Origin of the sequence: Variovorax sp. NFACC27, assembly GCF_048301545.1 — a bacterium.
GTDB lineage: Bacteria > Pseudomonadota > Gammaproteobacteria > Burkholderiales > Burkholderiaceae_C > Variovorax > Variovorax gossypii.
Genome location: NZ_CP157613.1, coordinates 5562178 through 5588020, shown reverse-complemented (window position 1 = coordinate 5588020; position 25843 = coordinate 5562178). Strand labels below are relative to the sequence as shown.

At 68.3% G+C, this 25843-nt stretch carries 22 protein-coding genes; 13 read left to right on the top strand and 9 right to left on the bottom strand.

Annotated features, from left to right (window positions below):
• Nucleotides 1–118: 118 nt before the first annotated feature.
• The 3 genes from ABL840_RS26120 (at nt 119) to ABL840_RS26110 (ending at nt 2792) form a co-directional block, all read left to right on the top strand.
• Nucleotides 119–1714: an esterase/lipase family protein gene (locus tag ABL840_RS26120; RefSeq protein WP_093203132.1), complete on the top strand. Its 1596-nt coding sequence runs from the start codon at nt 119–121 to the stop codon at nt 1712–1714.
• Nucleotides 1715–1804: 90 nt separating this feature from the next.
• Complete coding sequence (locus ABL840_RS26115) at nt 1805–2221, top strand: hypothetical protein (protein ID WP_093303990.1); 417 nt, start codon at nt 1805–1807, stop codon at nt 2219–2221.
• Between the two features lie 34 nt (nt 2222–2255).
• Complete coding sequence (locus ABL840_RS26110; protein WP_093303992.1) at nt 2256–2792, top strand: cysteine hydrolase family protein; 537 nt, start codon at nt 2256–2258, stop codon at nt 2790–2792.
• A 7-nt stretch (nt 2793–2799) separates the two neighbouring features.
• Here ABL840_RS26110 and ABL840_RS26105 read toward each other — a convergent pair whose 3' ends face one another.
• Both ABL840_RS26105 and ABL840_RS26100 read right to left on the bottom strand, forming a co-directional pair.
• A complete protein-coding gene (locus ABL840_RS26105) occupies nt 2800–3543 on the bottom strand; it encodes a metallophosphoesterase family protein (protein ID WP_093303995.1) in 744 nt (247 codons plus the stop codon).
• A gap of 26 nt (nt 3544–3569) precedes the next feature.
• On the bottom strand, nt 3570–5240 hold the full coding sequence (locus ABL840_RS26100) for a hypothetical protein (protein WP_093303996.1): 1671 nt from the start codon (nt 5238–5240) through the stop codon (nt 3570–3572).
• 168 nt (nt 5241–5408) lie between these two features.
• Here ABL840_RS26100 and ABL840_RS26095 point away from each other — a divergent pair, with 168 nt between their 5' ends.
• The 8 genes from ABL840_RS26095 (at nt 5409) to ABL840_RS26060 (ending at nt 12297) form a co-directional block, all read left to right on the top strand.
• Nucleotides 5409–6080 (top strand): amino acid ABC transporter permease, encoded by a 672-nt coding sequence (locus tag ABL840_RS26095; protein ID WP_093203119.1) that lies wholly within the window; start codon nt 5409–5411, stop codon nt 6078–6080.
• Nucleotides 6081–6108: 28 nt separating this feature from the next.
• Nucleotides 6109–6762, top strand: a complete 654-nt coding sequence (locus ABL840_RS26090; protein WP_093303999.1) for an amino acid ABC transporter permease — start codon at nt 6109–6111, stop codon at nt 6760–6762.
• Between the two features lie 73 nt (nt 6763–6835).
• Entirely contained in the window at nt 6836–7633 is a 798-nt protein-coding gene (locus tag ABL840_RS26085; RefSeq protein ID WP_093304002.1) for a transporter substrate-binding domain-containing protein, read from the top strand.
• Nucleotides 7634–7662: 29 nt separating this feature from the next.
• Nucleotides 7663–8418, top strand: coding sequence for an amino acid ABC transporter ATP-binding protein (locus ABL840_RS26080; RefSeq protein WP_093304005.1), 756 nt, complete (start codon nt 7663–7665; stop codon nt 8416–8418).
• A gap of 11 nt (nt 8419–8429) precedes the next feature.
• On the top strand, nt 8430–9173 hold the full coding sequence (locus tag ABL840_RS26075) for a sugar phosphate isomerase/epimerase family protein (RefSeq protein WP_093304007.1): 744 nt from the start codon (nt 8430–8432) through the stop codon (nt 9171–9173).
• Between the two features lie 16 nt (nt 9174–9189).
• Nucleotides 9190–10143, top strand: a complete 954-nt coding sequence (locus ABL840_RS26070; RefSeq protein ID WP_093203106.1) for a sugar kinase — start codon at nt 9190–9192, stop codon at nt 10141–10143.
• 5 nt (nt 10144–10148) lie between these two features.
• Nucleotides 10149–11132 carry a 2-hydroxyacid dehydrogenase gene (locus ABL840_RS26065; RefSeq protein ID WP_093304010.1) on the top strand — a complete coding sequence of 328 codons (984 nt, stop codon included), beginning with the start codon at nt 10149–10151 and terminating at the stop codon, nt 11130–11132.
• A gap of 139 nt (nt 11133–11271) precedes the next feature.
• Complete coding sequence (locus ABL840_RS26060) at nt 11272–12297, top strand: LacI family DNA-binding transcriptional regulator (RefSeq protein ID WP_093304013.1); 1026 nt, start codon at nt 11272–11274, stop codon at nt 12295–12297.
• Here the strand turns inward: ABL840_RS26060 and ABL840_RS26055 are convergent.
• Complete coding sequence (locus ABL840_RS26055) at nt 12197–13933, bottom strand: GMC family oxidoreductase (protein ID WP_093304015.1); 1737 nt, start codon at nt 13931–13933, stop codon at nt 12197–12199. The genes ABL840_RS26060 and ABL840_RS26055 overlap by 101 nt on opposite strands.
• Before the next feature lie 258 nt (nt 13934–14191).
• Here ABL840_RS26055 and ABL840_RS26050 point away from each other — a divergent pair, with 258 nt between their 5' ends.
• Both ABL840_RS26050 and ABL840_RS26045 read left to right on the top strand, forming a co-directional pair.
• Nucleotides 14192–15778: a serine hydrolase domain-containing protein gene (locus tag ABL840_RS26050; RefSeq protein ID WP_093304017.1), complete on the top strand. Its 1587-nt coding sequence runs from the start codon at nt 14192–14194 to the stop codon at nt 15776–15778.
• Between the two features lie 88 nt (nt 15779–15866).
• Complete coding sequence (locus ABL840_RS26045; protein WP_176947528.1) at nt 15867–16400, top strand: hypothetical protein; 534 nt, start codon at nt 15867–15869, stop codon at nt 16398–16400.
• A gap of 15 nt (nt 16401–16415) precedes the next feature.
• Here ABL840_RS26045 and ABL840_RS26040 read toward each other — a convergent pair whose 3' ends face one another.
• The 6 genes from ABL840_RS26040 to ABL840_RS26015 all read right to left on the bottom strand — a co-directional run bounded on the left by ABL840_RS26040 (nt 16416) and on the right by ABL840_RS26015 (nt 25794).
• On the bottom strand, nt 16416–16997 hold the full coding sequence (locus tag ABL840_RS26040) for a nucleotidyltransferase family protein (RefSeq protein ID WP_093304020.1): 582 nt from the start codon (nt 16995–16997) through the stop codon (nt 16416–16418).
• A 65-nt stretch (nt 16998–17062) separates the two neighbouring features.
• On the bottom strand, nt 17063–17521 hold the full coding sequence (locus ABL840_RS26035; protein ID WP_093203089.1) for a RidA family protein: 459 nt from the start codon (nt 17519–17521) through the stop codon (nt 17063–17065).
• Entirely contained in the window at nt 17518–18486 is a 969-nt protein-coding gene (locus tag ABL840_RS26030; protein ID WP_093203086.1) for a transglutaminase family protein, read from the bottom strand. Before ABL840_RS26030 ends, ABL840_RS26035 begins: the two co-directional genes overlap by 4 nt.
• Before the next feature lie 34 nt (nt 18487–18520).
• A complete protein-coding gene (locus ABL840_RS26025) occupies nt 18521–19342 on the bottom strand; it encodes a basic amino acid ABC transporter substrate-binding protein (protein ID WP_093304021.1) in 822 nt (273 codons plus the stop codon).
• Nucleotides 19343–19466: 124 nt separating this feature from the next.
• Entirely contained in the window at nt 19467–22211 is a 2745-nt protein-coding gene (locus ABL840_RS26020) for a circularly permuted type 2 ATP-grasp protein (protein WP_093304024.1), read from the bottom strand.
• Nucleotides 22212–22275: 64 nt separating this feature from the next.
• On the bottom strand, nt 22276–25794 hold the full coding sequence (locus tag ABL840_RS26015) for a DUF2126 domain-containing protein (RefSeq protein ID WP_093304026.1): 3519 nt from the start codon (nt 25792–25794) through the stop codon (nt 22276–22278).
• Between the last annotated feature and the right edge of the window lie 49 nt (nt 25795–25843).

Genomic DNA, 25843 nt, shown 5'->3' with positions numbered 1-25843 from the left:
CATTCGGGCAGGAGGGGCATTCCGGTGCTATGCCATGCGCCGTATGGCGGGCGCGGCCGAGGCCCGGCACACTGCCGGACTTCATCGGTTTCACTCGTTCTGAGGAGGCACAAGATCCATGAGCACCAACCGCTATCCCATCATCTACGTGCGCGGCTACGCCATGACCGAGTCGGAGCGCGACGAGACCGCGGCCGATCCGTTCTGCGGCTTCAACATCGGCTCCACGGTGTACCGCGCCACCGTGAAGAAGGAAGCCCCGGCGCAGAAGTTCGTCTTCGAATCGCCGATGGTGCGGCTGCTGGCCGACTTCCAGTACCAGAGCGTCTACCAGAACGGCCTGGACATCCTCGACCCCGATTGGAAGCCCTCGCCCGACGCGAACGGCAACGACGTCGACGGCATTCCCTCGGCCTCGGTCATCATCTACCGCTACTACGACTCGGGCTCCGAGCTGCTGGGCGACGGCAAGGCCAAGGACGTCAAGGTGTACGCGCAGGGCCTGAGCCAGCTGATCCTTCGCGTGCGCGACCTCGTGGTGCAGCGCGAAGGGCCCTCGGGCTTCACGGCCGACGACTTCCGCTGCTACCTCGTCGCGCATTCCATGGGCGGGCTGGTGGTGCGCGCCTTCCTGCAGAACCCCGCGCTCGGCGACGCGAAGGCCCGTGCCTGCGTCGACAAGGTGTTCACCTACGCCACGCCGCACAACGGCATCGACATGGGCGGCATCAACGTGCCGGCTTGGCTCACGGTGAACGAGATGAACACCTTCAACCGCGACAAGATGTCCGAGTTCCTGGCAACGCCTGCGGTCAACGGCCGCATGGACTACCTGCCGGCCGCCGCCTTTCCGCCGGAGCGCTTCTTCTGCATGGTCGGCACCAACCGCGGCGACTACGAAACCGCCAAGGGCCTTTCGCGCATGTTCGCGGGCCACGGCAGCGACGGCCTCGTGCGCATCGAGAACGCCTCGCTCTGGGCCGTCGACGATGCTGGCAAGACGCAGCCGGTGGCCACCGCCTACACCTACCGCTCGCACTCGGGCTACTTCGGCATCGTCAATTCGGAGGAGGCCTACCAGAACCTCACGCGCTTCCTGTTCGGCGACGTGCGCGTGGACCTGTGGTTCGACGTCGACGGCGTCACCTTGCCGCCCGACCTGCCCAAGGACGCGGATGTCGATGCGCTCTACCAGGTCGAGCTGCTTGCCGCGCCGCGCGGCAAGCGCTGGTACCTGAGCCGCCGCATCGCCGAAGAAGACTCGCCCGCCTGTCGCACGCACAAGGAGCTGACCGACCCGGCCACGGCCGCCCGCCGCTCGATCTATCTGTCGACCGTGTTCCTCGCCAACAGGGCGCGCGTGAAGCAAGACCGCCCGACGCTGGCCTACGCCATGACGCTGGGCGTGCGCGTGCCCGACTACCAGGTCAACAACAAGTTCTGGCTCGACGGCCACTACGAAGGCAGCTCGCTCTTTCGCGACACGCTGATCATCGAGATCGCGCCGCCCCAGCCCGGCGACCCGGCCGAGAACTGGAACGTCAAGTACGGATGGCAGACCGACACCGCCGGCCGCGCTTCGCTGCCCATGAGCCCGAAGCAGCTGGCGAGCGGCAAGCTGCAGTTCGTGGTGCCGCTGTCGAGCCTGGGCGCCGCGCCTGCCGCGCCGGGCATCAGCGGCAAGGTGCGGCTGGAAGTGAGCGCGTGGGAGTGAAATTCCAGAGAGTTCGATTCCTCTGAGTGCACCTGCGGGCAGGCTGAAAGTCAGGTTCGATCGGTGCCTGATCGGCCACAATCCCGCCCCATGCACTACCTCCTGTTCATCGGCGCGATCCTGTTCTTCGCGTTCATGACGCCGCTGAAGCTCACGGTGGCCGTCTGCGCGCTGCTGCTGGTCGTCACCGTGGTGGTCAAGGTGTCGGCGCAGGTCGTGTCGGGCAGCTCGCCGACGCTGGGCGAGTCGTTCAAGTCCGTCTTCTATGCGTCGCTTCTCGTGGCGCTGGGCCTGCTGGCCTTCGTGAGCTTCTCCAGCGGCACGGGCATCCATCACGTCGAGGGCTGGCCGGCGGTGGCCGTGCTCGTGGGGCTGTTCGTGGCCTACACGCTGGGGTTCCAGATCGGCATCGGCACTTCCTTCGGTGCCAGTGCGGTCGTCGCGCTGATCTCGACGCTGGTGGCGGGCGCCATACTCTGGTCGGTCAAGAACCTCGCCTCCTTTTGAGTCCCTTCCGATCGTCTTCTGGTTGATGCATTTCATGAAAACTGCCGTTCTCGTCATCGACGTCCAGCGTGGCCTTTGCGACGATCCGCCGCGCCCCCATGAGGCCGGCGAGGTGATGCAGCGCATCAACGCGCTCACCGGGCGTGCCCGCGCGGCCGGCGTGCCGGTGGCCTTCATCCAGCACGAGAACGCCGTCGACCTCGAGTTCGATTCCGAGCGCTGGCAGCTCGCGAGCGCGCTGAACACCGATTCGCGCGACGCGCGCATCCGCAAGACCACGCCCGATTCGTTCCTGCGCACGCCGCTGGAAGCGTGGCTCTCCGAGCACGGCGTGAAGCGCGTGGTGGTCTGCGGCTACTCCTCGGAGTTCTGCGTGGACACCACCGTGCGCCGCGCTGCGGCACTGGGCTATCACGTGGTGCTCGCGGCCGACGCCCACACCTCGCACGACAAGCCGCACGCCACGGGCGCGCAGATCCGCGAGCATCACAACACCACGCTCGCGGACATCACGAGCTTCGGCGTGCCGATCCGCGCGGTGGCCAGCGCGGAAGTCGCGTTCGGCGACTGAGCCGGTCTCAGGGCATCCGGCCGGTGGCGAGGGCGCTGGCCCAGTCAGGCCTGCCATTCGACATCGCGAGCGCCGCCATGCTCGCATGGTCGTAGGGCACCGAAACCAGCGTCGAAGCCCAGCCTGTAGCCAGCCGTTCGACGATGGCGTAGCGCGCATCGGGCGAACCCGTCTCGACGACGTGCGGACGCGGATGAACATCGTCGTAGGCCTGTAGCCCGACGCTGCCCGGATTGACGATCAACTGCCCACCCGAAGCACGAACCACGCGAGGCACGTGCGTATGCCCGCAGGCGACCAGTCGCACCCGCGCATCGACCTGACCGAGCCGCGCATCGATCTCCAGCATCGTGGCCGGCCTGAGCAGAGACGGCTCGACCGTCTCCAGGAAGTAGTGCAGGTCGCTGTCGGGTGTGCCGTGGCACAGCAGCACTTCGGGGCTCAACTGGAGCCTGTGTTCGAGCGAGGCCATCCATGCGAACTCCTGCGGCCCGAGGCGGGCATGAGTGAACTCGTCGGATGCACCGCGCTTGCCGGCGGGCAGCGTGAGCACCTGGCGCTCGTGGTTGCCCGCAAGATGAACCCAGTCCTGTGCCATCAGGAAGCGCGCCGTTTCCAGCGGCATCAGCGGCCCGGAGAGGCTGTCGCCCAGGTTGACGACGGTGTCCGCGCCGCGGCGGCCGATGTCCGCGACGACGGCTTCGAGGGCGGGGAGGTTTCCGTGGATGTCGGAGACGATGGCGATGCGCATGGGCCGATTCTGCAGGCTGGCATCCGTCAATCGGCTCCCGGCCGCCACACCTTCGCCAGCGCCGCCAGCTTGCCCTTGAACCCCAGCCTGTCGTTCGACAGCGCATCGATGAAGTCCGACAGCCGCTGCGACTTCACCATCGTGTAGATCGTGAGCCAGGTCGTCGCGACGAACACCACGCCGAACCACACGGCCTTGCGCCACAGCGGCGCCTCGGCCTCGGCCAGCAGGTTCATGCCGAGGAAGCCGGTGGTGATGGTGCCGATCAGCCCGAAGAGCGTGACCACCGTGAGCCGCACCACGGTGGCGGCCTGGCGGCGCAGGCTGTCGGCGTCGAGGTACGTGTTCATGTCGGCGATGCGCGCCTTGACCTCGTCGTAGAGCGGATCGAGGCCGAGGTGCGTGGCGCACATGTGGGAGAGGGCGCGCACCTGCGCCTGCTCCGAAATCTCGTGGAACCAGTAGCGGTGCGTGAAGCGCAGGAAGCGCTCGAAGCTCGCGCGGATGGCGCGCTTGAACTGCTTCACGCTCGGCGTGCTGCGTATGTCCAGCCGCTTGAGCGCCTCCACCAGCTGGTCGGAGAACATCAGCAGCGAGGCCTTCTGGAAGTGCGCGATGAGGAACAGCAGGAAGTGCTGGTGCCTGAACTGCGCGAGCACGCCGCGGTCGCGGCAGCAGAAGAACTCGGAGCGCGCGTCGCCCACCACGATGAGCGCGTGGCCGTTGCACAGGTAGCGCGTGTTGGGTGCCGCGCCCGCGTTCACCCAGAAGCGGTCGTAGCAGTACTTGTGCTCGAAGTCGGCGAGATGGTGGTCGGCGTAGGGCAGGTGGGCCTCGCTCGTGCCGGAGCCCGCGCCGGTGACCAGGGCCAGCCGCACGAAGTCGTCGCGCGTGAGGCGGCGCGGGTCGTCCAGCGACAGGTACGCCATCACCGGCATGCGGTAGTACTCGATCTGCCGGTAGCGCAGCACGCCCGCGTCTTCCGAATGGTCGCTCACCAGCGGCTGCATCAGGTAGGCCCAGTGCGCGGCGATGCGCGGCGCGCGGTGCTGTGCCACGTGCGAGAGAAAGGCCTCGCGCTGCTGCGCGTCGGAGCTCGCGAGCACGCGGCCGTCGGCGCCCAGCCATTCGACGCTGGCCATGCAGTGCAGCGCCGAGCCGTCGGCCTCCCAGCCCGAGGGGTAGGCGCGGCCGAAGCGATAGAGGATGTCCTGCGCCTGCGCGAGGCTCAGGTTGCTCGCGCCGACTTCGAGGTTGAGCATCACCACGTCGATGTCGAAGAAGAAGTACAGGTCGCAATGGATCACGTCGAGTGTGACCGGCGCATCGCCCGGGCGCGACACGAGGCGCACGGCCGAGATGTCATGGCGGCGGAAGATGCGCATCGGCGAGTCGCCATCGCTGCCGCCGTCCTTGCCTCGTGAGCGGCCTTCGCCGTAGAGGAAGCGCTGCACGTACGGCAGGAAGCTCACGAACTCGTTGTAGTGCCGTTCGTGGAAGCGGCTGCTGTCGCCGGTGTATTCGTCGACCTCTTCGCGCCAGGGCGACGCGTCGCCCATCTCGCGCAGCACATGCCAGGGAGCGTGGTGGTGGCCGGCGTGCGGCGCGGGCATCAGCCGCAGGGGCCAGAGCAGCGCCTGCCTGAAGTGCTGCACGGTGGGCGCATTCGTGGAAGACGCATTTGCCTCTGTGGGCATGTTGGCCGCGGGTGGATTCAGCATGACATTGAAGTAGGCAGAAGGTGGGACAAAACGACCACCTAGGGGAATCCCTATGAAATCCTGAAACCGGTTTCATATAAGCTGCAAGCATTGCTTTCAGGGTATGCGTGCGTCCGCGCCGCGCAGATTCCGGGTCCGCCCTCCATGAACTACCAGTTTCAATTCGACGCCGTCTTCGCCGCCTGGCCGCTGCTGCTCAAGGGCACGTGGATCACGATCCAGCTCTCGCTCATCGCCACGGTGCTGGGGCTGGTGGTGGCCATCTTCTGCGCCTGGGGCAAGACCTCGGGGCCGGGCTGGCTGCGCTTCATCGTCAATGCCTACATCGAGGTGATCCGCAACACGCCGTTCCTCGTGCAGCTGTTCTTTTTCTTCTTCGCGCTGCCGGCCATCGGGCTGCGCTGGTCGCCGCAGACGGCCGCGCTGGTGGCCATGGTGGTGAACCTGGGTGCCTACGCCACGGAAATCATCCGCGCGGGCATCGAGTCGATTCCCAAGGGGCAGATCGAGGCGGGCAGGGCGCTCAACCTCAAGTCCTGGGAAATCTTCCGCTTCGTCATCATCAAGCCGGCGCTCAAGGCCATCTACCCGGCGCTCACGAGCCAGTTCATTTTGCTGATGCTGAGCTCGGCGGTGGTGTCGGTCATCTCGGCCGACGACCTGACCTCGGTGGCCGCCAACCTGCAGTCGCAGACCTTCCGCAGCTTCGAGATCTACATCGTCGTGGCCGCCATCTACCTCGCGCTGGCACTGGCCTTCTCGGCCATGTTCAAGCTGATCTACAAGCGCACGCTCGACTACCCGGACCGCCGGTGAACACAGACGACGGACGGAGCACAACACCATGCGTACCTTCGGTTTTCCCGAATTCCTTTTCATCCTCGAAGCGGCCAAGTGGACGCTCGCGCTGTCGGCCATCGCCTTCGTGGGCGGCGCGATCCTGGGCCTGATCATCGCCTTGATGCGCACGTCGGAATCGACGTGGGCGCGCGGCATCTCGACCACCTTCATCCAGATCTTCCAGGGCACGCCGCTGCTGCTGCAGCTGTTCCTGGTGTTCTTCGGCGCGCCGGTGCTGGGGCTGGACATCAACCCGTGGATCGCCGCCGGCGTGGCGCTCATCCTCAACAGCGCCGCCTTCCTCGGCGAGATCTGGCGCGGCTGCATCGAGGCCATTCCGCGCGGCCAGTGGGAAGCGGCGCAGGCGCTCAACCTCAAGTATGTCGACCGCATGCGCGACGTGGTGCTGCCGCAGGCGCTGAAGATCGCTCTCGCGCCCACGGTGGGCTACGTGGTGCAGATCATCAAGGGCACATCGCTCGCGGCCATCATCGGCTTCGTCGAGGTCACGCGCGCGGGGCAGATCGTCAACAACGCAACCTTCCAGCCGCTCATCGTGTTCTCGGTGGTGGCGGCGATCTACTTCGTCATCTGCTGGCCGCTGTCGCTGCTGGCCGCAAGCATGGAGCGCAAGCGCGCCCGTGCGCTCGCGCGCTGAGCCTTTCACTCTCTATTTCCGGTTTCGTTTTTTTCTTTCCCGTCCTTCCTTTCATCTCCAGGAGACATACCTCATGACCCGTTCCACCTCCCGCCGCGTCGCGCTCGCAGCCCTCGGCCTCGGCGCAGCCCTCACCGTGTTCGCTCCCTTCGCCTCGGCGCAGAGCGTGGCCGACATCAAGAAGAAGGGCGAGATCACCATCGGCATGCTGGTCGACTTTCCACCCTACGGCACCACCGACGCGAAGAACCAGCCCGACGGCTACGACGCCGACGTGGCCAAGCTGCTGGCCAAGGACTGGGGCGTGAAGGCCAACATCGTGCCGGTCACTGGCCCGAACCGCATTCCCTTCCTGCTGACCAACAAGGTCGATCTGCTGGTGGCCTCGCTGGCCGTGACGCCCGAGCGCGCCAAGCAGGTGCAGTTCTCGCAGCCCTACGCGGCCGCCACCATCGTGCTGTACGGCGCGACCAAGACCCCCATCAAGGCCGCTGGCGACCTGAAGGGCCTGCGCGTGGGCGTGGCCCGCGCCTCGACGCAAGACGTGGCCGTGACCAAGGCCGCGCCCGAAGGCACCGAGATCCGCCGCTTCGACGACGACGCCTCCGCCATGCAGGCACTGATCTCGGGCCAGGTCGACGCCATCGGCTGCTCGGTGACCGTGGCTGCGCAGATCGCCAAGCGCGTGCCCGCCAACACCTTCGAAAACAAGTTCACGCTGGTGCAGCAGTCGATGGGCATCGCGATGCGCCCCGGCCAGGAAGAGCTGCACAAGGCGGTGAACGAGTTCGTGCAGAAGAACACCGCCAATGGCGAGCTGAACAAGCTGTATCAGAAGTGGCTGCAGGCCGACCTGCCCAAGATGCAGTGAACGACTCCCGAGGCTGAAGGAATCCCGGCATGACGACGGAATCGATCATCCGCATGGAAGCGGTCAACAAGTGGTACGGTGAATTCCAGGTGTTGACCGGCATCGACCTGTCGGTGCGCCAGGGCGAGCGCATCGTGATCTGCGGGCCCTCGGGCTCGGGCAAGTCCACGCTGATCCGCTGCATCAACCGTCTCGAGACGGTGCAGAAGGGCCGCATCGTGGTCGACGGCATCGACCTCACGGCCGGCGGCAAGAACGTCGATGCCGTGCGTGCCGAGGTCGGCATGGTGTTCCAGCAGTTCAACCTGTTCCCGCACCTCACCATCCTCGAGAACTGCACGCTCGCGCCGATGCGCTCGCGCGGCATGACGAAGGCGCAGGCGGAGGAGGTGGCCATGAAGTACCTCACGCGCGTGCGCATTCCCGAACAGGCCAACAAGTACCCCAGCCAGCTCTCGGGCGGCCAGCAGCAGCGCGTGGCGATCGCGCGGGCGCTGTGCATGGCGCCCAAGATCATGCTGTTCGACGAGCCCACCTCCGCGCTCGACCCCGAGATGGTCAAGGAAGTGCTCGACACCATGATCGCCCTGGCGGAAGACGGCATGACCATGCTGTGCGTGACGCACGAGATGGGCTTCGCCCGCAGCGTGGCCGACCGCGTGATCTTCATGGCCGAAGGAAAGATCGTCGAGCAGGCCCCGCCGCAGGAGTTCTTCGGCAACCCGAAGGACGAGCGCACGCGCCAGTTCCTCGGCCAGATCCTGAGTTCGCACCAAGCCCACTGACCCGTCCACTGATGTCCTTCGAGCTTCTTGTTTCCCTGTCGTCCTTCGGCGCGGCCGAGGTGGGGCGGCACGGCCAGCTCTGGTGCTCGCAGCTCTCGCGAGCGGCTGGCGCCGATTCGGTGGAAGTGCGCGGCGAGATGCTGCGCGACGCCGATGCGGAGCTGCCGGCCCTGAACGGGCTCGCCTCCGTCTACTCCAGCCCCGAAGGCCTCTGGGCCGAGGGCGGCTGGCTCGACAGCGCCGCGCTCAAGCGCGGCATCGCCGCCGCCACGCGGGTGGGCGCCAAGCGGCTGAAGATGTCCATCGGCGACTTCCAGCCCTCGTCGCACGGCTCGCTCTGGGGCCTGAAGGTGGAGCTGGCCGAAACCCGCGTCGAGCTGCTGATCGAGAACGACCAGACAGTGCGCGCCGGCACGCTGCCCGCGCTGCAGGCCTTCTTCGACGCGGCCGACCGCGCGGGCCTGTCGCTGGGCATGACCTTCGACATGGGCAACTGGCACTGGCTCGGCGAGTGCCCGCTGCAGGCCGCGCAGGCGCTCGGCCACCGCGTACGCTACGTGCACTGCAAGGGTGCGCAGCGGCTGCCGCACAAGTGGGTGGCGGTGCCGCTGGGCGACTCGGTCGCGCCGTGGCGCTCGGTGCTGCGCGCGCTGCCTGCCGACGTGCCGCACGCCATCGAATACCCTCTGGTGGGCGACGACCTGCTGGCCGTCACCCGCGCACAGATCGACTTCATCCGCGCCTCGCGCGCATAAGCACACAAGAAAACACATGACGGAACCTGCTGCCTTCGACGTCGCGCTTTTCGGCGAGGCCATGCTGCTGCTCGTGGCCGACCGGCCCGGCCCGCTGGAGGACGCACAGTCCTTCCACAAGCGCACCGCCGGCGCAGAGACCAACGTGGCCATCGGCCTCTCGCGCCTGGGCCTCAAGGTGGGCTGGGCCAGCCGGCTCGGCACCGACTCGATGGGCCGCGCGCTGCTGGCCGCGATGCGCGCCGAAGGCATCGACTGCTCGCACGTGATCACCGACGCGACGCAGCGCACCGGCTTCCAGTTCAAGGGCCGCGTCACCGACGGCAGCGATCCGCCGATCGAATACCACCGCAAGGGCTCGGCCGCGAGCCACATGGGCCCGGCCGATGTCGACGAGGCATGGCTGCGCTCGGCGCGCCACCTGCACGCCACCGGCGTGTTCGCCGCCATCTCCGACACCAGCCTGCAGGCCGCGCTCAAGAGCATGGACGTGATGCGCGCCGCCGGCCGCACCATCTCCTTCGACACCAACCTGCGTCCCACGCTGTGGTCGTCCACCGAGACCATGCGCCACTGGGTCAACGAGCTCGCCTCGCGCGCCGACTGGGTGCTGCCCGGCATCGAGGAGGGCCTGCTGCTCACCGGCCACAGCAAGCCGGAAGACGTGGCGAAGTTCTATCGCGAGCGCGGCGCCAAGCTGGTGGTCGTGAAGCTCGGCGCAGAGGGTGCCTACTACGACAGTGACGTGGCTGGCACCGGCCGTGTCGACGGCTTCCCGGTGAAGGAAGTGATCGACACCGTGGGTGCCGGAGACGGCTTCGCAGCTGGCGTGGTGAGCGCATTGCTCGAAGGCCGCAGCGTTCCCGACGCCGTGCGCCGCGGCGCCTGGATCGGCGCGCGCGCCGTGCAGGTGCTGGGCGATACCGAAGGCCTGCCGACACGGGCGCAGCTCGAGGAAGCGGGGCTCTGAACGCCATGACGCAACAGAAGAACGTCCTCGTCTTCCGCCCGTTGCCCGCAGACCAGCTGGCTCGCCTGCAGGCCGTGCACCACGTGGTCGTGGCCGATCCGCGCAAGGAGCCCGAGGCCTTTGCCGCCGCGCTGCGCACCGCGAACGGGCTCATCGGCTCCAGCCATCCGGTCGACGCCGCGTTGCTCGACGCCGCGCCGCAGCTGCAGGTGATCTCGAGCGTGTCCGTCGGCGTCGACAACTACCCGCTCGCCGAGCTGCACAAGCGCGGCATCGTGCTGTGCCACACGCCCGACGTGCTCACCGAGACGGTGGCCGACACGGTGTTCGCGATCCTCATGGCCACGCAGCGCCGCGTGGTCGAGCTCTCGACCATGGTGCGCGAAGGCCGCTGGACGAAGAACATCGGCGAGGAACTCTTCGGCACCGACGTGCACGGCAAGACGCTGGGCATCCTCGGCTTCGGCCGCATCGGCCAGGCCGTGGCACGCCGTGCTGCGCTGGGCTTCGGCATGCCGGTGCTGTACCACTCGCGCCGGCCGGTCGACCTGGCCGCGCAGGCGCCCGAGCTGCAGGGCCGCGCCACGCACACGCCGCTGGACGACCTGCTCGAGCGCTCCGACATCGTGCTCGCGATGCTGCCGCTGACCGAGGCCACGCGCGGCATGATCGACGCCGCCTTCTTCGCGCGCATGAAGCCCGGCGCGGCTTTCATCAACGGCGGCCGCGGTGCCACGGTGAACGAAGAAGCGCTGCTGAGTGCACTCGACCACGGCACGCTGCGCGCCGCCGGCCTCGACGTGTTCGCGAAGGAGCCACTCCCGGCCGATTCGCCGCTGCGCACGCACCCGCGCGTGACGCCGCTGCCGCACATCGGCTCGGCCACGCACGAGACGCGCCATGCAATGGCCGAGCTCGCGACAACCAACCTGCTGCAGGTGCTGGCGGGCGAGAAGCCCACGGCGCCGTACGACACGGCAAGCGCATGACCTCGCAGTCTCGCTCCCTCTCCCCGTGGGGAGAGGGTTGGGGTGAGGGCGGGGGCCTTCGCGCAAGCGCCGCCTCCGCCACCGCCGTCGACCCTCACCCCAGCCCTCTCCCCTCGGGGAGAGGGAGCAAGAGGCGCCCATGAAGCCCACGGGCCGCGCCACCATCGCCGATGTCGCCGAAGCCGCCGGCGTCTCCAAGGCCACCGTCTCGCGCTTCCTCAATCACCGAGAGCGTCTGCTGAGCCCCGACATCGCCGCTCGCGTCGAGGTCGCCATCGCCAAGCTGGGCTATTCGCCCAGCCCGATGGCGCAGGCGCTGAGCCATGGCCGCTCGCGGCTCGTCGGCCTGATCGTGGCCGACATCACCAACCCGTATTCCGTCGCGGTGCTGCGCGGCGCCGAGAAGGCCTGCCAGGACGCCGGCTACCTCGTGATGCTGTTCAACCTCGGCAACGAGAGCGAACGCGAGCGCGAGGCCATCGACGCGCTCGCGGGCTACCAGGTCGACGGCTTCATCCTCAACACGCTCGGGCGCGGCAGCAACGTGGTCGACGCGGTCACGCTGCACGGCAAGCCCGCGGTGCTGGTGGACCGGCGCCACACGGGCATGCACACCGATTTCGTCTCGCTCGACAACCATTCCGCGATGGCTGCCACCTGCGGCCATCTGGTCGAGGGCGGATACCGCGAGCTGCTCTACGTCACGGAGCCGCAGAAGGGCGTGAGCTCGCGGCGCGAACGCACGGCGGCGTTCGGCGCCTGCGTGGCCGCGCACGAGCCGCGCGTGGCAGGCGAGGTGTTCGAGTCCGTCGAAGGGGAGACCGATGCGCTCGACGAGGCCCTGCGCGCCCTGCGCCAGCGTGCGAAGCGCGGCCGTCGCGCGGCGGTGGTCGCGGGCAATGCCGTGGTCACGCTGCGCATCGCGCAGGCGATGGCGCGACTGGGCTGGCAGTTCGGCGCCGACCTCGGCTTCGTGGGCTTCGACGATCCCGAATGGGCCTCGCTCATCGGGCCCGGCCTGAGCACCGTGGCGCAGCCCACCGATGCCATCGGCCGCGCGGCCGCTACATGCCTGATCGAACGGTTGCGGGGGCTGGATGCTGCGCCGCGCCAGCTCCTGCTGCCTGGAGAACTGGTGGTGCGGGGATCGTCGCGGGCCGTCTAACGTCGAGCTCGGCGCGGTCGAAGGTGAGCGGGCCGCGCATCCACTCGGCGGCGCGCTCGGCGATCATGATCGTCGGTGCATTGGTGTTGCCGCCGATCAGCGTGGGCATCACCGAGGCATCGACCACGCGCAGGTTCGCGATGCCGTGCACGCGCAGCTTCGCGTCGACCACCGCCATGGCGTCGGAGCCCATCTTGCAGGTGCCCACCGGGTGGTAGATGGTGTCGGCGCGCGAGCGGATGTGCGAGAGCAGCTCTTCGTCGGTGTTCACGCCGGCCGTGTAGAGCTCGGCCTGCCGGTACTTCTGCAGCGCGGGCGCGCGCAGGATCTCGCGCATCTTCTTCACGCCCGCCAGCAGCCGCGCCACGTCTTCCTCGTCCGACAGGAACTTCGGATCGATGCGCGGCGCCGACGCCGGATTGACGTCGTTCAGCCGCACGTCGCCGCGTCCGTTGGGGCGCAGCACGCAGGCATGGCATGAGAAGCCGAAGCCTCCGTGCAGCTTGCGCGCATGGTCGTCGACCAGCGCGATCACGAAGTGAAGCTGCAGGTCGGGCTTGCCCAGCCCGGGATCTGTCCTGATGAAGGCGCCGGCCTCGGCGTAGGGCGTGGCGACCAGCCCCTTGCCGCTGCGCCGCCATTCGGGAATCGCCTTCGCGAAGTTGAGCAGGCCGGCGGGGCCGAGCCCGGGCAGGCCCTTTTCCTTCGTGCGATAGGAGAGGATGAAGTCGATGTGGTCCTGCAGGTTGCGCCCCACGCCCGGCAGCGCGTGCCGCACCTCGATGCCGTGGCGCGCCAGTTCTTCCGGGTCACCGATGCCCGAGAGCATCAGCAGCTGCGGCGAGTTGAAGGCGCCGCCGCACAGCACCACCTCGCGGCGCGCGAAGAGGGTGTCGATCTCGCCGTCGCGACGTATCTCGACGCCGGTGGCGCGGCGCTCGTCGAGCAGCACGCGTTGCGCCTGCACGCCGGTCATCACCGTGAGATTCGAGCGCGAGTTCATGACCGGGTGCAGGTAGGCAGCCGCCGCCGAGCAGCGCTCGCCGTTCTTCGCGCCGCCGTGGAACTGCGTGACCTGGTAGAGCCCGGCGCCCTCCTGCCGCACGCCGTCGTTGAAGTCGTCGTTGCGCGGAATGCCGCATTCCATGGCGGCGCGCACGAAAGCCTCACCGATCTCGCGCGGCGACTGCTGGTCGGCCACCTGCAGCGGGCCGCCGGCGCCGTGCATCGCGCTTTCGCCGCGCTGGTTGCCTTCGGCGCGCTTGAAGAAGGGCAGCACGTCGTCGAAGGACCAGCCCTTGCAGCCGGCGCGCTCCCAGTCGTCGTAGTCGTCGGGATGGCCGCGCACGTAGAGCATGGCGTTGATGGCGCTGGAGCCGCCCAGGCAGCGCCCGCGCGGCTGGTAGCCGCGGCGCCCGTTCAGGCCGGGCTGGGGCACGGTCTGGTAGGCGTAGTTGTTGATGCGCGGGCGCCCCGAGATCATGGCCGCCGCGCCGGCCGGTGCCCGCACCAGGATGCCGCGACCGTCGCCGCCGGCCTCGACCAGGCAGACACGCACGGCCGGGTCTTCGCTGAGCCGGCTGGCCAGAGTGGCGCCGCCGGAGCCGCCGCCCACGATGACGTAGTCGAATTCCATGGCGCTTCTTCCTTTTGTTGTCGTGTCCCGCCTCGCCCTTTCGGGGCGGGATCGACTGTAGGAACAACGCGGAGGCGCATTCCTAGCGTTTTCCCGTTGGCCGAAGGTACGCAGCCTGTGTCAGCGTGGTGGTTTTTTCCCGATGGTTCCCGGGTTTCCCCTGCCGTCGGCGACAGGCGATTGACAGGTCTCCGCACGAAACTGGTGCATCCCTCCGTGCGGCAGGACGGAGCCTCCAGGAGCATTCAAGAGACAACGATGACGACTACAACAACAGCACCTTCTTCCTCTTCCATCTCGCGCCGCGGCCTGCTGCGCCTTTCGCTCGGCGGCACCGCCATGGCCTCGCTGCCGGGCATCGGCTGGGCAGCGACCGGCGCCGCGAGCACGGCCGCCTTCTCCGACGGCCTGCCGCGAAGCCGGCCCGAGGCGCAGGGCATCTCGCCGGCGTCGATCCTCGCCTTCCTCGACGACGCCGAGCGCGGCGCGTTCGAGCTGCACGGCTTCATGCTGTGGCGCAACGGCCATGTGGTGGCCGAGGGCTGGTGGGACCCGTACAAGCCCGAGCGCAGGCACATGACGCACTCGCTGACCAAGAGCGTGACCGTGTGCGCGGTCGGCATGGCCATCGCCGAGGGGCGCTTCAAGCCAGACGACAAGGTCGTCTCTTTCTTTCCCGAGCACCTACCGCCCGCGGTCAGCGCCAACCTCGCGGCCATGACGGTGCGCGACCTGCTGACCATGCGCACCGGCCACGAGTCGATGGTGTCGGGCTCGGTGTGGCGGCCGATCCGCACGAGCTGGATCGCGGAGTTCTTCAAGATCCCGGTGGTCCATGCGCCGGGCAGCAAGTTCGTCTACACCAGCGCTGCGACCTACATGCTCTCGGCCATCGTCACCAAGACCACCGGTCAATCGGTGGCCGACTATCTCAAGCCGCGCTTCTTCGAGCCGCTGGGCATCACCGGCTACGAGTGGGACGTGGGCCCCGAAGGCATCTCGCCCGGCGCCAACGGCCTGAGCTGGAAGACGGTCGACTCGCTCAAGCTCGGCATCCTGCATGCGCAGAACGGCATGTGGAACGGCAAGCAGATCCTCACGAAAGAGTGGGTCGACTCTGTGCACGCGCCGCACACCAAGGACCGCTACGGCTACCAGTGGTGGCTGGGCCCCAACGGCGCCTACAACGCCGATGGCCTCTTCGGCCAGTACTCGGTGGTGTTCCCGGAGCACAACGCGGTGCTCGCGCTCAATTCGGCGCTGCCACCCAAGGCGGGCTTCAACGCGGGCATGCTCTACAAGCACTTCCCGGCGGCCTTCGGCCCGGCCTCGGGCGTGCCCGCCAGCGAGAAGGACAACGCCGCGCTCAAGGCCCGCACGCGCACGCTGCATCTGCTGCCTCCTGTGAAGCCGACGAGCTCGCCGGTTGCCGCGAACGTCTCGGGCCGGCGCTACGACTTCGCGGACAACCCCGAGAAGATCAAGTCGATGCAGCTCGACTTCGCCGCTTCCGGCGAGACCTGCACCTTCAGCATGGAGGACGAGCGCGGCACGCACAAGGTGCAGGTCGGCCTGCGCAAGCCGGTGGAAGGCGACACCACCATCACCGGCAACAAGCTGCACCACGAGTACCAGCCCGACGTGATGCGCGTGGTGGCCAGCGGCGAATGGCTCGACGCGCGAACCTTCGTCATGACCTGGACCTTCGTCGAGTCGGCCTTCCGCGACACCGCGGTGTGCCGCTTCTCCGGGCCGTACCTGCGCTTCGACCGCAGCGTGAACGTCAACTCCAGTGCGACCGAGATGCCCACGCTCACCGGAACGCGCGCGAAGGCGGCCGCCTAGAGGGGCTTCACCATTTGAGAGGCGCTTTTACCGGCGCTTCACCTGCCGGACAAACTGCTGCGCGCGCTTCGTGGCTCAATCGGCCACCATGCATGCACTGTCCGATGCCAGCCTCTTCACGCAGGTGCGCTTCTGGGTGCTGGTGCTGTGTTCGCTCGTCATCCCGGGCGCGATCTTCGTCACGCTCTTCGTGCGGCGCGAGTTCTCCAAGAGAACGGTGCTTGCCTTCGGCCTGCTGCTGATCGTGCTCGCGGGCATGGACATCTTCCTGCTGCGGGCGCTTTCTCTGGAGGCGCAGGCCACGCCTTCGCTGGCCGACGACATCGTCTTCTCCTCGGAGCTGTCGATCGCGCTCTACATCTTTCCGGCCGCGTTCGGCACCTTCGGGCTGAACATGGTTTCGCACGTGCTCATGCACTACCTGAAGCAGAAGGAAGCGCGCTTCGAGGCGCATCGGAACTCTGCGCAGCCAGCGCTTGTTGTCGAGGCAGTGCAGCGGGGGCGTGCGAGGGTGCCGGCCTGGCGTCGGACTCGACCCGCCAAGTTTCGCGGCCGGCGGGAAAGAGCACACATCGCTGCCACACGGCGGGATACCCGAGCGTTCGAGCGCGAGCCGAGTTGAAGTGCAACTGGCCTGTCAATTGGCCTGCACGGATTCAGGCACAACCACCTGAAGCCATGGCCATCTCGCCTGATAGTCGCCAGCCTTCCTGAGGAAAAGCTCGCGCATCGGCAGCAAGGGATTCATGCGCAGGATGCCTGCTGCCAGATCGCCAAGCCCGTCGGGTGCGTAAAGCGTTCCGGAAGCCAGGTCGATGCCGACGCGGGTGCAGGCGATCAGGTAGCGATCGATGCCGTCGCGCGAACAGCGGAGTCGAGGATAGGGCGAGTTGAATCGCTTCTCGTACCAGAGGTGAACGCGCGCCTGGTTTTTCACCTCGACGGACACCCCCAGGTCCGCCACCGCTTCGTGCACGCGCCGGATCACGGCGTCTTCGGCATTCCACGAGAGATCCGAATCATCGAAATAGAAGACGTCGTAGTCCTTCACGCCCCACCCGGGTGGCTTGTCGGAGAGGTGATTCCATGTCGCCTGGAAGAGACTGCCGGCTGTCAGGAAACCCTGCTGCAGGCCGAGGCCTGGCAGCCGCGACATCAGCGCGGCATTGACTGGGTCCCGCATGGCCTGATCGATGAATTCGGTTGAAGTCAATGTCATGGTGCCAAATGAAAAGAGGCTTGGCGACCATCACCGCCAAGCCTCGAATCCTGCGAGTGGAGGGATCAGCCGACTTCGGCGATCAGCTCGATCTCCACGCAGGCACCCAGCGGAACCTGGGCCACGCCGAAGGCGCTGCGTGCATGCGCGCCCTTCTCGGGGCCGAAGACCTCGGCGAAGAACTCGCTCGCGCCGTTGGTCACGAGGTGCTGCTCTGTGAAGGTGCCGACGGAGTTGACCAGGCTCATCACCTTGACGATGCGCTTGACCTTGTTCAGGTCGCCCACGGCCGCATGCAGGGTGCCCAGCAGGTCGATGGCGATGGCGCGCGCGGCCTGCTTGCCTTCTTCGGTGCTGATATTGGCGCCGAGCTGGCCGGTCCAGACCTTGCCGTCCTTCTTCGCGATGTGGCCCGAGAGGAACACGAGGTTGCCGGTCTGCACGAAGGGCACGTACGCGGCGGCGGGGGCGGCGACGGGCGGGAGGGTGATGCCGAGGCTGGAAAGTTTGTCGTAAACGCTCATGGAGACTCCTTGTCTTGGGAAGGCGATTGTGTCTGTGTTTGCGGCAGGCCATCGACCACTTCCCCCACCGGCTGCACGGTCACGCCGACGCTCAGCGTGTGCCTTGCGCCGCCATGGAGTACGCCGCGCATCGGCGAGACGTCGGAGTAGTCGCGGCCGATGGCCAGCGTGACGTAGTCCTCGCCGGGCTGGCGGCCGTTGGTGGGGTCGAAGTCGACCCAGTCGCCGGGGCTGCCCCCGGTGCCGTCGTCCTCGCCGGGCAGGTACACCGACACCCACGCGTGCGAGGCGTCGGCGCCCACCAGCCGGGGCTGGCCGGGCGGCGGCTGCGTGAGCAGGTAGCCGCTCACGTAGCGCGCGGGCAGGCCCATGGTGCGGAAGCACGCGATCATGATGTGGGCGAAGTCCTGGCACACGCCCTTGCGCTGCGCGAGGGCCTCGACGGCGGGGGTGTTGATCTCGGTGCTGTCGGCGTCGTAGGCGAAGTCCTCGTACATGCGCTCGGTGAGGTCCATTGCCACGTCGAAGGTCGGACGACCGGGGATGAAGCTGGCGCGCGCGTAGGCCACGAAGTCGTCGTGGCGCGGCACGTAGGGCGAGGGGAAGACGAATTCCGAAGCCGCGTCGAAGGTGGCGTCCTTGCGGAAGCGGAAGCGCTCGCGCACGGCCTCCCAGGGCAGGTCGCGCGCCACGGCGGGCGAGAGCACGGGCACGGAGGTCTCGACCACGCTCTCGGCCGTGACAACCAGCCGGTCGTGCGTGGCCTCGAGCGCGAAGAAGGCGCGCGTGTTGCCGTACAGGTCGGCCTGCTCGCTGCGCTGCGCGGGCGCGGGATCGATGGCGAGCTTGTGGCTCACGAGCTTCTGCGAACCGGTGGCCAGCGGCTTCAGGTGCGCGAGGTGCTGCGCCGTCTCGACCGGCGGCGAGTATTCGTAGCGCGTTTCGTGGGTGACGTGGAGCAGCATGGCCGATGCCCGTTGGATGGCTTGCGTCGCCTGCCTACTTCGACTCGGAGCCGAAGTACGAAGCGTAGATCTTCGCGTAGGTGCCGTCGGCACGAATGGCCTCCAGCCCCTGGTTGATCCTGGCGAGCAGCTCGGCGTTGCCCTTCTTCACGGCAATGCCGTACTTCTCGACCGGAAAGCTCGTGTCGCTCACGGTCTTGAAGCCGCCGGCGGTGTTGTTGGCGAGGTAGTGCACCACCACGCCGTTGTCGGCCACCACGGCCTGCACGCCGCCGGCCTCCAGTTCCTTCAGCGCCAGCGGCGTCGACTCGAAGCGCTTGATGGCCGTGCTCGACTTGCCCAGCAGCTTGCCCACCACCTCGTCGCCGGTGGTGCCGTTCTGCACGCCGACCTTCAGCGTCTTGATGTCCTCGAACCTGGTGATGGGCGCATCGTTGCGCACGGCGATGAGCTGGCGCGCGTCGAAGTAGGACTGCGAGAAGTCCATGGTCTGGCGGCGCTCGTCGGTGATGGTGATGGCAGACACCAGCAGGTCGCGGTCGCCCTGGTCGAGCGAGTTGAAGATGCCTTCCCACGGCGTGTTGACGAACTTCACCTCGAAGCCGGCCTTCTGTGCGACGGCCTTCACCACTTCGATGTCGAAGCCCACGATCTCGCCCTTGTCGTTCTGCGACTCGAAGGGCGTGTAGGCGGCATCGGTGCCCACCATGAGCACGCGCGCGGCGGCCGGCGCGGGCGGCGCGCCGGCTGCGGGGGCGGACGCGGATTCCTGCTTGCCGCAGCCGGCGATGGCGAGGGCCGCGAAGAGACCTGCGGCGGTGAGAGCGAAGCGGCGGTTGATGTTGTTGTCGAGCATGGGTGCCTCCTTGGGGTTTATCGAGAAACGCCGCGGAACCGGCTTTGCCGGGCCGCAGGCGTTGTCCCCGGTGAGGGGGTGTGCGAAGCGACACGAAGTGCGCGAAGCATGGGGGAGTACCAGTTCACGCTCCGACGGAGCGCAGCGATTCGGAAGTCAGCGTGAAGTAGCGCGTGCCGATGGCGTCGGACACATGGTAGGCCGCCGCCTCGCAGCTGGCGAGCAGCTTCACGAGTTCCGGATAGTCGGCATCCGGCCCGGCGGCGCAGAGGTGCTCGAGCGTCCAGCCGGCGGGGTCGGGCAGCTCGTACGACAGCGCGGTCAGCTTGCCCGGCGCGCTGCCGGCCAGCCGCGCGATGCGCCCGCGCAGGGTCTGCGTGACCCATGCCAGCGAGCGCGGGTTCTCGGCGTCGAGCACCAGCAGGTCGACCATGGTGGCGACGTCGCGGCGCTGCTGGTAGCGGGCGTGAAAGGTGATGGTGCTGTCGAAGAGCGCCACCATGGCCTCGAAGCCGCTCACCTCGTGCACCGCGCCGTTGTCGAAGCCGGCCTCCAGCGCATTCGCCAGGAAGCCCAGCCGCTCGATGTGGCGGCCGATGGACAGGAGCCGCCAGGCGTCGTCGCGCGTCATGCGGTCGGTCTGCGCGCCGGTCATGGCGGCGAGCGCGGTGCTGGCGGATTCGAGTGCGCGCAGAGCGGCGCTGGCGGCGAAGCTGCCTTCGTCGGCCTGCTCGGCGGCACGGCGCAGGAAGTCGGCCTCGGTGCGCACGATCTGGTTCCAGTTGTCCTGCGACAGGCGCTCGCGCACCGCGGCCGCGGCCTGCCGGATGCAGCGCAGGCTGAAGCCCACGCTGCCGCCTCGCGTCACGTCGCCCAGCTCGGCGATGAGCGCTCGCTCGAACACGCGGCGCGACTGCGGCGCGCTCGGCACGCCCGATGGCACGAGCGCATTGCGCAGCGCCATGTGGTGCAGCCATTCGAGCAGCGGGCGCGAGGACTGGTCTTCGCTGCCCAGCAGGCTCAGCGTGAGGCGGGCGAGCCGCACGGCGTTCTCGGCGCGCTCGGTGTAGCGGCCGAGCCAGAACATGTTCTCCGCCGCGCGACTGGTGACCGGTGCGCGGTGCCGCGCGAGCGAGGCCGGCGTGCTGTGCGGCTGCAGCAGCGTGGTCCGGTCGACCTCGCCGTGCGTCTGCACCCACACGTCGGCGCTGCTGCCGCCGCGCTGCATCGAGGCGAACTGCGCATCGGGCTCGGTGAGCCGCGCCAGCCCGCCGGGCAGCACGCGCCACGACCGCGCGCCGTCGCTCACCGCGAAGACGCGCAGCATCACCGCGCGCGGCGCGATGTGGCCCGGGCCCATGTCGTTGGCCCAGGTGGGCATCTGCGACAGCGGCAGGTAGCCCTGCACGGTGTGGACGTCGCCCTCGCGCACGATGCGGCCGGCCCATTCGTCGAGCTCGCGCCGGCCGAGCTGGCTGCCGAGCACCGCGTCGAAGCTGGCGCGGCCGTCGAAGCCGGGGTAGGTGGGCTTGATGGCGCAGTCGCCCAGCTGCGGCAGCACCGATTCGAGCGCGGCGCGCTCGCCGCACCACCAGGTGGGCAGGGCGGGCAGCATGAGCTTCTCGTCGATCAGCCGGCGCGCCAGACCCGGCAGGAAGCCGAGCAGCGCGGGCGATTCGAGAAACGCCGAGCCCGGCATGTTGGCCACCAGCACGTTGCCCGCGCGGATCGCCTGCAGCAGGCCCGGCACGCCGAGCGTGGAATCGGGGCGCAGCTCCAGCGGGTCGAGGAACTGGTCGTCCAGCCGCTTGATGAGGCCGTGCACCGGGCGCAGGCCCTGCAGCGTCTTCAGGTAGAGCCGCTGGTCGCGCACCGTGAGGTCGCTGCCCTCGACCAGCGTGATGCCCAGGTAGCGCGCGAGGTAGGCGTGCTCGAAGTAGGTCTCGTTGTACGGGCCGGGCGTGAGCAGCGCGATGTGCGGCGGCACGCCGGCCGGGCACATGCGCTGCAGGCCTTCCATCATGGCGCTGTAGGTGGCGGCAAGCCGCTGCACGTGCAGCGCCTCGAAGGCCTGCGGAAACTGCCGGGTGATGGCGAGGCGGTTCTCCAGCAGGTAGCCCAGGCCCGAGGGCGCCTGGGTGCGTTGCGAAACCACCCACCAGTTGCCGTCCGGGCCGCGCGCGAGGTCGAAGGCGGCGATGTGCAGCCAGGTGTCGCCCGGCGGCTTCACGCCGTGCAGCGCGCGCAGGTAGCCGGGGTGGCCGCGTACCAGCGCCGGGGGAATGAGCCCTTCGGCCAGAAGCTGCTGCGGGCCGTAGGCGTCGGCCATCACGCGGTCGAGCACGCGCACGCGCTGCAGCACGCCGGCCTCGATCTGGCTCCAGCTCTCGGGCGAGACGATCAGCGGGAACAGGTCGAGCGACCACGGCCGCTGCGGGCCGTTGGCGTCCGCATACACGTTGTAGGTGACGCCGTTGTCGCGGATCTGCCGCTCCAGGCTGGCCGCGCGCCGGGGCAGGTCGTTGAAGCCGCCCGGGCCGAGCTGTTCGAAGAAGGCGTTCCAGGCGGGGGTGAGGGGCGGCTGCTCGCCGGCCGGGGCCTGCGTCTGTGTCTGGGATTGCGACTGGGACTGAGACTGCGATTGGCCGGCTGCCACCGGCCGTTCGGCCGCGGCATCGTAGAGCTGCGGGGCGGCAGGGGCGGGGGCCGTCGCGGGCCCGGGCGCCGGCCGGACGGGCGCCACCGGAGTGGCCTGTCCGCGCAATTCGTCGTAGTGGCCGGGCAGGGCGGGCGGGGCGAGCGCCGACGCCAGGGCCGCCGGAAACTCCAGTGCCTGGGCGTCGAACAGGGATTCGTTCAAAGGTTCCACAGGGGATGGATTGTCACACTGCCGTCACGGGGTGGCCGTTCGGGCAGTGTGCTGAATGTCCCCTTCAGCGCCGCAGATCGAGCGTGAACGGGAATTCGCGGCTGCCCGGCAGCTCGATGGTCGCGGGAGGCGTGCGCAGCAGCCCGGGCGTATGGCCGGTGCGGGTGAAGCGCGAATGGCGGCGGCTCTCGGCCTCGTAGGCGTTGACCGGGAAGGTCTCGTAGTTGCGCCCGCCCGGGTGGGCGACGAAGTACTGGCAGCCGCCCAGCGAACGCTTCATCCAGGTGTCGACCAGGTCGAAGGTCAGCGGCGCATGGGCCTTGATGCTGGGGTGCAGCGACGAGGGCGGGTTCCAGGCCTTGTAGCGCACGCCGGCCACGAACTCGCCGGCCACGCCCGTGGGCTGCAGCGGCAGCACCTTGCCGTTGACGGTGACGACGTGGCGGCTCTCGTTCAGGCCGGTCACGCGCACCTCGATGCGCTCCAGCGACGAATCGACGTAGCGCACCGTGCCGCCGGCCGCGCCTTCCTCGCCCATCACGTGCCAGGGCTCCAGCGCGTTGCGCAGCGAGAACTCCACGCCCATCGCCTGCATCTGGCCCACCAGCGGGAAGCGGAACTCGAAGTGCGGCGCGAACCAGTCGGGGTCGAAGGCGAAGCCGGCCTGGCGCATCTCGCTGATGACGTCGTCGAAGTCCATCTTCACGAAGGTCGGCAGCAGGAAGCGGTCGTGCAGCTCGGTGCCCCAGCGGGTGACGGGAGCCTTGTAGGGCTCATTCCAGAAGCGGGCCACCAGCGCGCGGATGAGCAGCTGCTGCGCGACGCTCATGCGCGCATGCGGTGGCATCTCGAAGGCGCGCAGCTCCAGCAGGCCGAGGCGGCCGGTGCTCGAGTCGGGCGAGTAGAGCTTGTCGATGCAGAACTCGCTGCGGTGCGTGTTGCCCGACACGTCGATCAGGATGTTGCGCAGCGTGCGGTCGACCAGCCACGCCGGCATGTTCTGGCCGTAGATCTCGCGGTTCTTCGCGATTTCCTTCAGCGCGATTTCCAGTTCGTAGACCTGGTCGTTGCGCGCCTCGTCCACGCGCGGCGCCTGGCTCGTCGGGCCGATGAACATGCCCGAGAACAGGTAGCTCAGCGACGGATGGTTGTGCCAGTACAGCAGCAGGCTGGCCAGCAGCTCCGGCCGGCGCAGGAAGGGGCTGTCGGCGGGCGTGGCTCCGCCCAGCACGAAGTGGTTGCCGCCGCCGGTGCCGGTGTGGCGGCCATCGGTCATGAACTTCTCGGCCGACAGGCGGGTTTCGAAGGCGGCGTTGTAGAGGAACTCGGTGTGGTCGACCAGTTCCTTCCAGTTGTGCGCCGGATGGATGTTGACCTCGATCACGCCCGGGTCGGGCGTGACCTGCAGCATCTTCAGGCGAGGGTCGCGCGGCGGCGGATAGCCTTCCATCACGATGCGCACGCCCAGGTCGCGCGCGGTGGCTTCCACGGCGGCCACGAGGTCGAGATAGTCCTCCAGTCGGGCCAGCGGCGGCATGAAGACGTAGAGCACACCCGAGGCTTCGCCCTTCTTCTCGGCGGCGGGGCCGTTGGCGCGGCGCGGGTCGCGCACTTCGACGCACAGCGCGGTGCGCGTGATCCAGTGGGCCGATTCGCCGCGACGGGGCTGGCGGGCCGAAAGGGAGTCGGCGTCGTCGTTGTCGTCCGTGCCGTCGCCTTCACCGTCGCTCGCGGCGCCCGGCGTCTGCATGCGCAATGCAGAGGGCACGACGGGCGGCGTGCCGAAGGCGTAGGGCACGGCGCCGAGGTCTGCGCCCGCGCTGCCAATTTCACCCGTGCCCACGGCATAGCGCGCACGGTAGTCGGCAGAGCTCGGCAGCGCGCCGCGCGGCGCGGTGGGGTCGCGTTCGATCAGGTAGGGGTAGTCGCCCTTGCTGGCCCACGGCTGCGAGTCGAGCGGCAGGCGGTAGCCCATGGGCGAGTCGCCCGGAATGAGATAGAGCCTGTCGTCGCGCAGGAACCAGGGGCCGGTCTTCCAGGCCGGACCCGCGAGCGCGGGAGCATCGCCGTTCGCGTTGCCGGGCTCGATGGGCAGCATGTAGCCGATCACCGCGTCGAGCTTCTGCGTGAACACGCGGCGCAGGCGCACGCGTTCGAGTTCGTCGTCGAGCTTCGAGTCGAAAGGGTCGACGTTGACGGGAAGGCGGCGTTCGCGCCAGAGGTAGTAGTAGATGTCCTCGTAGCCCGGCTGGATGTAGCGCTCGGTCAGCCCCAGCTTCTGCGCGAGCAGGTTGGTGAAGCGGCGCGCGTCCTCGCTCGTGTAGTGCGTGGGAAAGCGCTCGTCGGCGAAGAGGGCAGGGTCGTGCCACAACTGCTGGCCGTCGGCGCGCCAGAAGATCGAGAGCGCCCAGCGCGGCAGCTGCTCGCCCGGATACCACTTGCCCTGGCCGAAGTGCAGGAAGCCGCCCTGGCCGTATTCGGCGCGCAGCTTGTGCACGAGCTCGGTGGCGTAGCCGCGCTTGGTGGGGCCGAGCGCGTCGGTGTTCCACTCGGGCGCGTCGCGGTCGGTGGTGGCCACGTAGGTGGGCTCGCCGCCCATGGTCAGGCGCACGTCGCCGGCCTTCAGGCGCGCATCGACCGCGTCGCCCAGGGCCAGCACCTCGGCCCACTGGTCTTCGGTGTAGGGCTTGGTGACGCGCGGCGATTCGTAGATGCGCGTGACCTTCATCTCGTGGCCGAACTCGACCTCGGATTCGTCGATCCCGCCCTCGATGGGCGCGGCGCTCGAAGGCGTGGGCGTGCAGGCCAGCGGGATGTGGCCTTCACCGGCCAGCAGGCCCGATGTGGCGTCGAGGCCGATCCATCCGGCGCCGGGCAGGAACACCTCGCACCAGGCGTGCAGGTCGGTGAAGTCGACGGTGGTGCCGCTCGGGCCGTCGAGCGCCTTCACGTCGGGCGTGAGCTGGATCAGGTAGCCCGAGACGAAGCGCGCGGCCAGCCCGCAGTGGCGCAGCAGCTGCACCAGCAGCCAGCCCGAGTCGCGGCAGGAGCCGCTGCCGTTGGTGAGCGTTTCTTCCGGCGTCTGCACGCCGGGCTCCATGCGGATCAGGTAGTTGACGTCCTTCTGGACCTGCTGGTTGATGCCGACCAGGAAGTCGATGGTGCGCTGCTCCTTGCGGTCGATCTTGTCGAGGTAGGCCTGCAGCAGCGGCGTGACCGGGTCGGCCACGAGGTAGGGCGCGAGCTCCTCGGCCTGCGAGGGCTTGTACTTGAAGGGGAAGTTCTCGGCCTGCGGCTCGAGGAAGAAGTCGAAGGGGTTGTAGACCGCCATCTCGACCACGAGGTCGACAGTGACCTTGAACTCGCGCGTCTTCTCGGGAAACACGAGCCGCGCCTGGTAGTTGGCGAACGGGTCCTGCATCCAGTTGACGAAGTGCTCGGCCGGCTCGACGCGCAGCGAATACGAGATGACGTTGCTGCGGCAATGCGGCGCGGGCCGCAAGCGCACGACCTGCGGGCCCAGCTGCACCAGGCGGTCGTACTTGTAGTGGGTGACGTGGTGGAGAGCGGCGTGAATGGACATGCGTTTTTGTGTGCAGAGCTGGCAGATTGCATCGAGAAGATGTCTCTGG